General features: G+C 19.7%; 7 protein-coding genes. 2 read left to right on the top strand and 5 right to left on the bottom strand.

Annotation, left to right across the window (positions count from 1 at the left end; all coding sequences use genetic code 11):
• Window positions 1-102 precede the first annotated feature (102 nt).
• Together BUCICURV3402_RS02045 and der are read left to right on the top strand one after the other, a co-directional pair.
• Window positions 103-606, top strand: coding sequence for a tetratricopeptide repeat protein (locus BUCICURV3402_RS02045; RefSeq protein ID WP_154029429.1), 504 nt, complete (start codon window positions 103-105; stop codon window positions 604-606).
• The gene (gene der, locus BUCICURV3402_RS02040; RefSeq protein ID WP_154029428.1) at window positions 606-1,979 is read left to right on the top strand and encodes a ribosome biogenesis GTPase Der; all 1,374 of its coding nucleotides are present in this window, start codon (window positions 606-608) and stop codon (window positions 1,977-1,979) included. Before BUCICURV3402_RS02045 ends, der begins: the two co-directional genes overlap by 1 nt.
• Window positions 1,980-2,015: 36 nt before the next feature.
• Here the strand turns inward: der and fdx are convergent, their stop codons facing one another.
• The 5 genes from fdx to BUCICURV3402_RS02015 all read right to left on the bottom strand — a co-directional run bounded on the left by fdx (window position 2,016) and on the right by BUCICURV3402_RS02015 (window position 6,279).
• The gene (gene fdx / locus BUCICURV3402_RS02035; protein ID WP_154029427.1) at window positions 2,016-2,348 is read right to left on the bottom strand and encodes an ISC system 2Fe-2S type ferredoxin; all 333 of its coding nucleotides are present in this window, start codon (window positions 2,346-2,348) and stop codon (window positions 2,016-2,018) included.
• Between the two features lie 105 nt (window positions 2,349-2,453).
• The gene (locus tag BUCICURV3402_RS02030; protein WP_232036864.1) at window positions 2,454-3,878 is read right to left on the bottom strand and encodes an Hsp70 family protein; all 1,425 of its coding nucleotides are present in this window, start codon (window positions 3,876-3,878) and stop codon (window positions 2,454-2,456) included.
• Window positions 3,879-3,954: 76 nt separating this feature from the next.
• Entirely contained in the window at window positions 3,955-4,485 is a 531-nt protein-coding gene (gene hscB / locus BUCICURV3402_RS02025; protein WP_154029425.1) for a Fe-S protein assembly co-chaperone HscB, read from the bottom strand.
• Window positions 4,486-4,635: 150 nt separating this feature from the next.
• The gene (gene iscU / locus BUCICURV3402_RS02020; protein WP_154029424.1) at window positions 4,636-5,043 is read right to left on the bottom strand and encodes a Fe-S cluster assembly scaffold IscU; all 408 of its coding nucleotides are present in this window, start codon (window positions 5,041-5,043) and stop codon (window positions 4,636-4,638) included.
• Between the two features lie 27 nt (window positions 5,044-5,070).
• Entirely contained in the window at window positions 5,071-6,279 is a 1,209-nt protein-coding gene (locus BUCICURV3402_RS02015) for an IscS subfamily cysteine desulfurase (RefSeq protein WP_154029423.1), read from the bottom strand.
• Window positions 6,280-6,503 lie beyond the last annotated feature (224 nt).

The raw sequence follows: 6,503 nt of genomic DNA, 5'->3' as shown, positions 1-6,503 counted from the left end.
TAAATATATATAAAAATTGAAATGAAAAATAAACTATGATATTATATTAAAAATAATAAATAAATTAAATTTTTTTTAATTTTTAAAATAAAGATCATATATATGAAATATATAAATTTTTTTACCTCATATAAAAAATATTTTTTTTCAATTTTATTTTTTTTAATTTTATCTTTATCAATCTGTACAATTGTAATGAATAAAATAAATAAAAGAAAAACATTGAATCAAAATATAGAAGAGTTTGTAAAAATAATAAACGATTTTCAAAAAAAAAAAAAATATTCTCTTGAATGTAAAAAAATTTTTTTTAAAAAAAATAAAAATATATACGGAACGCTTATTGGAATTAATTTAGCAAAACAATTATTTTTTCAAAAAAAATATACAGAATCAATTCTTATATTTGAAGAAATTTTGTCGTATACTAAAGAAGAAAATTTAAGATATTTAATAAAATTAAATTTAGTAAAAATTTATATTAAACAAAAAAAATTTACTTTAGCTTTAAAAATAATTAATAATATTTATGATAAATCTTGGATTGGTGTTTTTAAAAAAAATAAAGAAAATATTCCTTCTTATTATAAAGAGAAAAAAATTTAATGATTCCAATTATTTCTTTAATAGGTCGATCTAATGTAGGGAAATCTAGTTTATTTAATTTATTAACTAAAACAAATTCTTCACTTATAAATAATAAAGAAAAAACAACTCGTGATCGAAACTATGGATTTTTTGTAATAAAAAAAAAAAATTTTTGTATTATTGATACAGCGGGAATTGATTTTTTTAAAAAAAAAGAAAAAAAAAATTTTCTAAAAATAGAATCCTATAATCAGACAAAATTTGCTATAAAAGAATCAAATTTTGTTATTTTTATGGTAGATGCTAAAGAAGGAATTCAAGAATTAGATTTTTATATTTTAAAAAAAATAAGAAAAGAGAATAAATCTATAATACTAGTAATAAATAAAATTGATAAAATTAGCAATAAAGAAAAAATAATTGATTTTTATCGTTTTGGTATAAAAAAAATTTATAAAATTTCTGTTTCACATAAAAAAGGTTTATCTAATTTATTAAAAGAAATATATATTTCATCAAAAAAAATAATAAAAGAAAAAGAAATAAAAACAGTTTTATCTAATAAACTTAACTATCTTATAAAAATAAGAATTTGTTTTATTGGTAAACCTAATGTAGGTAAATCTTCTCTTATTAATAGTTTAGTAAATTATAATAGAATGATTACAAGTTCTATACCGGGAACTACTAGGGACATAATTAAAGTTTCATTAAATAATAAAAATATTGAATATATTTTTACAGATACTGCGGGTATAAAAAAAAAAAATAAAAGAAAAACAATTTTAGAAAAAGTTTCCGAAAAAAGATCTATAAATGTAATAAAAAAAAATAACATATCTATTGTTGTTATAGATGCTAATACAGAAATTTATGATCAGGATTTATCTATAATTAATCTAGTTATAAAATCAAAATGTACATTTTTTATAGTAGTAAATAAATGGGATTTAATATTAAAAAGTAAAAAAAATGAAATAAAAAAAAATATTAATAGTCGTTTACAATTTATAAAGAATATTAAAATAATTTATATTTCAGCTCTATATAAAACAGGATTAAAAAAATTTATTCATCATATTAATCTTGTTTATCAAGAATCATTAAAAACTTTTAGTTCATCATGTTTAACAAGTATTTTAAATAAAGCTATCATTCAACATCCTTTACCTACGGGTGTAACAGGAAAAGCAATACGATTAAAATATGCACATTTAGGTAAAAAAAATCCATTATTTATTATAATTCATGGTACACAAACACAATATGTATCTAGAACATATAAAAAATATTTAATGCATTTCTTTCAAAAAGAATTACAAATCCCGAATACACCCATTCAACTTTTTTTTAAAAAAAGTATAAATCCTTATATAAAATTAATAAATTAAATTATCAAAAAATTTATTTATAATATTATGTATTTTTTATTCACTTACATAATTAACATTATACATTGGAATTTCAACTTCAATATCTTCAGTCCCTAAACGCGCCTGACACCCTAAACGACTAAATTTTTCTAACCCCCATGCTTTATCTAATAAATCTTCTTCTTTTTCTTTGCATTTTGATAAAGAATAAAATCCTTTCCTTATTATGCAGTGACAAGTGCAACATGCACAAGATTTTTCGCAAGCGTGTTCCATTTTAATTTTATTTGATAAAGCTATATCAAGAATTGTTTCTCCTGTCTTACCCTTAACAGATAAACCTTTGGGTAAAATAAATTTTTGTGGGTAAAATATTATATTAGGCATGAAATTTTCCGATAATGTTAAATATTAGTAAAAAATATTTTTTTTATAAAAAAAATATTTTTTATAAAAAATTTTTTAAAAAATATATTTATAATATTAATTAAATTAAATATCTATATTAATAGTATTATTATTTTGATAAATTGTATCAATTTTAATACTATGTTTAATGTTTAATTTTTTTTCTTTAACAATTACTGAAAGTAAACCATCTGTATCTATACGAAATATTACTATTATTTTTATTTTACCAGCCGGTTTTAATGGTAATCGCTGAATTTTAAATTTTGATAATAATTTACAATTTTTAACGTATTTATCTTCTCCTTGAAAAATATTAATACAAAATCCTGTTTGATTGTCTTTACCGGTTGTAAATATTTTAATAACTTCAGTAGGAATTTTAGTATTTTTTAAAATCATTTTTTCCATAATTCCACCTAATAACTCTATACCGATAGACATTGGTATTATATCTAATAATAATATAGATTTTTCTGTATTTTTATTTTTACTAAATAAAAAATTTGCATGTAATCCAGCTCCTTTTGCAACAACTTCTGCTGGGTTAATTAAAATTAATGGTTTAATTTTAAAAAATGAATAAATTTTATTTCGAATTAAAGGAATATATGTAGAACCACCAACTAAAATTACATCATTTATATCACATTTTTTTATTTTAGCATCATTTAAAGTACATTTTAAAATATGTAATGTTTTATTAATATATTCATTAATTAATTTATTAAATTCTGTAACTGTACAATTAATTTTATAATTTAAAAATTTAATTTTTACTGATTTTTTTATACTTAATTTAATTTTAACTTTTTCAGCAATTATAAGTAAATATTTAAAAATTTTATAATTTAATTTTAATTTATTCTTTATTTTCAAATATAGAAAATGAGCTAATAAATAATCAAAATCATCACCGCCTAATTTAGGATTTCCATTAGTAGCAAGAACTTCAAATATTCCTTGTGATATTCTTAAAATAGATATATCAAATGTCCCTCCTCCTAAATCATATATACAAATAATTCCTTTTCTTTTTTTTTCTAATCCATATGCTATAGCTGCGGCAGTAGGTTCATTAAGTAAGCGTAATATCTTTAATTTAGCTAATTCTGCAGATTTTCTTATTATATTTTTTTGTATATTGTTAAAGTATGCAGGAACTGTAATTACAACACCATAAATAGATTTATGAAATTTTTTTTCTATTTTTTTTTTCATATATATGAAGAATTTTTGAATAATAGAAGAAACAGTTATTTCTCCGGCACTAGTATGAAAGATTAATTCTTTTTTATCATTTTCTGAAATATTATATGGAATATTTATTTTTTTTTTCTTTATTTCAGAATAAGATATTCCAATAAATCTTTTTATAGATGATATTGTATTTTTTATATCTTTAGATAAAAATTTTTTTGCTTTCCATCCTATAGAAATTTTTTTTTTATTAAAATTTATAATTGTTGGAAAAAAATTTTTTTTATTAAATTCTTTAATGATTTTAATTTTATTTTTTTTTACTATAGATATTAAACAGTAGGTAGTTCCAAAATCGATTCCTATAGCAATTTTTTTTTTTCTTTCATTTTTTTTCCTTTTTTTTATACATTATTTTTTTTATTTTTTTTAACTTTTGTAAAATTTTATAGATAAAAGATATATGAAAAAATATTTTATTTGCAGAATTAATTTTTTTTTCTTTAATATTCTTATTAAAATTTTGGAAATTAAATGATAATTTATTTTTAATTTTTTTAATAAAAAAATTTATTTTTTTATATGAATTTGGTTTATTTTTTATTTTTTGTATTTTTTCATATAGTTTAAATTTTTCTAAAAGTATTTCTTTTTCATTAATAGTATGATTCTCTTTAAAAGAAAATTTTTTTTTGTATATTTTTAATAAATAATTTGCTCTAGTAAATTTATTATTTAGTATATTAAAACCTTGATTAATTTTAATTGCCATAGATAGTTGATTTTTTTTATGAAGAATTTTTTTATTACACATATCTGGATGATATTTTTTTTGTAATTCATAAAATGTATTAATTAATATTTGTTTATCTATTTCAAATTGTTGAGGTAATTGAAATAAATGAAAATAATTCATTTTTATACCTATAAAATAGATTTTTATTTCTAAAAAAAGTATTTTTTTTAGAAAATAAATAAAAAAATATAAAACATAAATTAATGTATTTTTAATATAATTAGTGCTGAATAAAAATATACTTAATTTCAGCACCGATATAATAATATACTAATTTTTTATTTTTGCTTGTTTTATTTTTTTATATTTTTTATTATAATTAGCAATTGCTTCTTTAATGGCATCTTCAGCTAAAATAGAACAATGAATTTTTACAGGAGGTAACTCTAATTCTTTTGCTATTTCCGTATTTTTTATTTTTTTAGCTTCATTTAAAGTTTTTCCTTTTACCCATTCTGTCATTAAAGAACTTGAAGCTATAGCAGATCCACATCCATATGTTTTAAAACAAGCATCTTCAATAATTCCCTTTTTATTAACTTTTATTTGCAATTTCATTACATCGCCACAAGCGGGAGCTCCAACTAAACTTGTTCCAACATTTTTTTCTTTTTCTGAAAAAGATCCAACATTTCTTGGATTTTCATAATGATCTAATACTTTCTTACTATATGTCATAATTTTAAAATTCCTATATAAAAAGTATTAATTCCAAAAAATTTTATCCATATTAATGCCTGATTGAAACATTTCCCAAAGAGGGGAAAGTTTTCTTAATTTATTAATTGCATTTTTAATTGCTATTATAGCATACTTAATTTCTTCAGATGTTGTAAAGCGACCGATAGAAAATCTAATTGAACTATGTGCTAATTCATCTTTTACTCCAATTGCTCGCAAAACATATGATGGTTCCAGGCTTGCTGATGTGCATGCTGATCCAGAAGAAACCGCTAAATTTTTTAAAGCCATTAATAATGATTCACCTTCAATAAAATTAAAGCTTATATTAAGTATATGACTAGTAACATAATTAAAATGACTATTTAAATAAATTTCTTCAACTTTATATAAACCTTTCCACAACATATTACGTAAATATTCAGTATGTAAAATATCTTGATTCATTTTCTTTTTTAAGATTCTACAAGCTTCTCCGAATCCAACGATTTGATGAACAGGTAATGTTCCGGAACGAAATCCTCTTTCATGTCCTCCACCATGTATTTGTGGTGATAATCTTATGCGTGGTTTTCGACGAATATATAATGCTCCTATTCCTTTTGGTCCATATATTTTATGAGCAGAAAAAGATAAAAGATCAACGTGTATTTTTTTTATGTCTATTTTTATTTTTCCAATACTTTGGGTAGCATCTACATGAAAAAATATTCCCTTTTTTTTACAAAATTTACTAATCTTTTTAATATCTTGAATTGATCCAATTTCATTATTGACATGCATAATAGAAATTAATATTGTATTTTTTTTAATTCTTTTTTTAATTTGATGTATATCAATAATACCATATTTATTAGGTGTTAAATATGTTACATCACATCCATTATTCTCTAAATATCGACAACAATCTAAAACGGATTTATGTTCTATTTTACTAGTGATAATATGTGTATTTTTATTTTTATGAAATTCATAAATTCCTTTAATAGCTAAATTATTTGATTCTGTGGCACCTGAAGTAAAAATTATTTCTCTAGAATCTGAATTAATTAATTTAGCAATTTCATTTCTTGCAATATCTACTGATTCTTCAGCTTCCCATCCAAATTTATGAGATCTAGATGCTGCATTTCCAAAAGTGTCATTTATTGAAAAATATTTATTCATTTTTTTTTTCACTTTTGGGTCTACTGGAGTTGTAGCTGCATAATCTAAATAAATAGGAAATTTCATTTTTATATAACCTTATTTAGTTAAATATATATAATTAATTTATTTTAATATAAATATTTATAAAATATTATATATTTTTTTTTTTTTTTTTTGTACAAATAAATTATTTAAAAATTTTGATTAAAAATGTAATTAGATAATTTTTTTAAAAATTTATCAAGATGATTTATCATAAATTATATACAGTTGTGTTTTTTTTTCTCTCATGTATAATAGTTTTTAAC

The sequence above is a fragment of the Buchnera aphidicola (Cinara curvipes) genome (genome assembly GCF_900698915.1).
Classification (GTDB): domain Bacteria; phylum Pseudomonadota; class Gammaproteobacteria; order Enterobacterales; family Enterobacteriaceae; genus Buchnera_F; species Buchnera_F aphidicola_AY.
The sequence above is the reverse complement of the archived record's forward strand: the minus strand, read 5'-3'. Positions and strand labels throughout refer to the sequence as shown.

Coding starts and splice junctions, on each gene's coding strand:
- fdx (WP_154029427.1), bottom strand. CDS start 2,348: ATGCCTAATATAATATTTTACCCACAAAAATTTATTTTACCCAAAGGT.
- BUCICURV3402_RS02045 (WP_154029429.1), top strand. CDS start 103: ATGAAATATATAAATTTTTTTACCTCATATAAAAAATATTTTTTTTCA.
- BUCICURV3402_RS02015 (WP_154029423.1), bottom strand. CDS start 6,279: ATGAAATTTCCTATTTATTTAGATTATGCAGCTACAACTCCAGTAGAC.
- iscU (WP_154029424.1), bottom strand. CDS start 5,043: ATGACATATAGTAAGAAAGTATTAGATCATTATGAAAATCCAAGAAAT.
- der (WP_154029428.1), top strand. CDS start 606: ATGATTCCAATTATTTCTTTAATAGGTCGATCTAATGTAGGGAAATCT.
- hscB (WP_154029425.1), bottom strand. CDS start 4,485: ATGAATTATTTTCATTTATTTCAATTACCTCAACAATTTGAAATAGAT.